2 protein-coding genes are annotated in these 2,154 nt (G+C 70.6%); both read left to right on the top strand.

All coding sequences use genetic code 11. The features are described 5' to 3' along the window. Window positions 1-301: 301 nt before the first annotated feature. The gene (locus tag AOJ26_RS40195; protein WP_053853276.1) at window positions 302-1,285 is read left to right on the top strand and encodes an ABC transporter substrate-binding protein; all 984 of its coding nucleotides are present in this window, start codon (window positions 302-304) and stop codon (window positions 1,283-1,285) included. Between the two features lie 97 nt (window positions 1,286-1,382). Continuing rightward, the coding region (locus tag AOJ26_RS40190) for an ABC transporter permease (protein WP_234358801.1) at window positions 1,383-2,154 on the top strand (772 nt) is incomplete at its 3' end.

Raw genomic sequence — 2,154 nt, 5'->3', positions numbered from 1 at the left:
GGTCAGGGGTCAGGTGGAAGAGGGCTGGGATTCGGCCACGTCGACGGCGCCGACGGCGGGGCGGATGCTCGTACGCGGGGCTGCGAGACGGCCGTACGACCGCCCGTGCGGACCGCCCGGCGGTGTGGATCCGCTTCCCCGGGCGGGTGTGCGAGGAACGCGGCAGCTCACCGGCGCGGGGGCGCGCCGCGGATCACCGCCTGCTCGCCGCGGACGGAGTCCCTTCGCCTTTTCCCGAGGAGCGACGATTCGGCTGACCTTGATGTAGTGATCATGCCAACCGGTCGGCCATCATGCCCGGATGACGGTGGGAGCGGCGTTACGACCTCGGCGTTCGGGAAGCGGGAAGGCGGCGGCCGCCGCGGCCGTCCTCGTGCTGGTGCTCGCGGGCTGCGGCGGGGACGGAGGCTCGTCGTCCTCGGGCGGCGGGCGCACGACGGTCAGGGTGGCCGCGCTGCCCCTGAGCGACTGCGCCATGCTCTACATCGCGCAGGAGCGCGGCCTCTTCGAGAAGGAGGGCCTCGACGTGCGCGTCCAGCAGATCCAGCAGAGCCTCCAGGCGCTGCCCGCCCTGTCCAAGGGACAGATCGACATGGTCGCGAGCGCGAACTACGTCACCTACTTCCAGGCCCAGGACCAGGGCACCCTCGACATCCGCATCGTCGCCGAGGCCATCAGGGCCGCGCCGCGCATGATGGACGTGCTGGTGCCGAAGGACTCCGACATCAAGACCGTCGCCGATCTCGCGGGCCGGAAAGTCGCCGTCAACGTCCTCAACAACGTCCAGTCGCTGACCTTCGACGAGATCCTGGCGAAACAGGGTGTCGGCCGTCCCGTCTACCGCCAGATCCCCTTCCCGCAGATGGGCGCCGCGCTGGACAAGGGCCAGGTCGACGCCGTGCACGTCGTGGAGCCCTACGACAGTTCCATCCAGGACGAGTCGGGAGCCAGGGTGCTGGTGGACGCGGCGTCCGCGCCCGTCGAGTCGATCCCGCTCAGCGGGTACATCACCACGGAGAAGTTCGCCGGGAGGAACGCCGACGCGCTCGCCCGCTTCCAACGGGCCCTGAAGGCGGCCGTGAAGCTCGCCGACGCCGATCCGTCCCTGGTGCGCGAGGTGCTGCCGACGTACACCAAGGTCACCAAGGAGCAGGCGGAGAAGATCGACCTGCCGGTGTATCCGGCGACCGTGGACGCACAGCAGATCGCCCGGCTCACGGCGCTGATGGAGAAGCGGAAGATGCTGAAGAAGCCGGTGGATCCGTCGACGCTGCTGGTGGAGTGAGGGGTGGGTGTCGATGGGGGGCGTGCGTCGATGCGGTTCGTGAAGGGCTGGACGTGAAGTGATACGCCTGGGAACACGACTGAGGGATCGTCAGGAGGTGTGGCTCGGCCTGCTCGGCATCCTGCTCGCGTTCGGCGTGTGCGAGGCGGTGAGCCGGGCCGGCCTGGTGCGCCGCAGCTATCTGCCGCCCGCTTCCGAAGTCGTGGCCCGTGCCGTCGAGTTGGCGGGTGACTCCGTCTTCCTCGACGGGATCGGCGTCACCCTGCGGGCCTGGGCGCTGGGGCTCGTTCTCGCCAGCGCGATCGCCGTACCCCTCGGGCTGCTGCTGGGCAGCGTGCCGCTCGTCGACGCGGCGGCGCGGGCGATCGTGGAGTTGTTGCGGCCCCTGCCGTCCGTCGCCCTGATCCCTCTCGTCTCCCTGCTCCTCGGCTCCGGCACCGAGACCGAGGTCGCGCTGATCACCTACGCCTCGGTGTGGCCGATCCTCTTCAACACCGTCTACGGCCTGGGCGAGACCGACCCCCTCGCCAAGGACACCCTGCGCGCCTTCGGGTTCGGCCGTCTCACGGTCCTCCTGCGCGCCGAACTCCCCGCCACGGCCCCCTTCATCGCCGCCGGCATCCGCATCTCCGCCGCCGTCGCCCTCATCCTCGCCGTCGCCACGGAGATCCTCTCCGGCTTCGGCGAGGGTCTCGGCATCTTCATCGCCCAGGCGGGCCTGGCCACGGACGGCACGCGGGACGTCCTGGCGGGCGTGGTGTGGGCGGGCGCCCTGGGCCTGGTCATCAACGGGGCGCTGGTGTGGGGGGAACGACGACTGTTCCCCTGGACACCGGAACACCGGGAGACGGCTGGGCGGGGAGTGAGCC

It is taken from the genome of Streptomyces sp. NRRL B-24085, from assembly GCF_001282115.1.
In the GTDB taxonomy this organism is placed as follows: Bacteria; Actinomycetota; Actinomycetes; order Streptomycetales; family Streptomycetaceae; genus Streptomyces.
The sequence above is the reverse complement of the archived record's forward strand: the minus strand, read 5'-3'. Positions and strand labels throughout refer to the sequence as shown.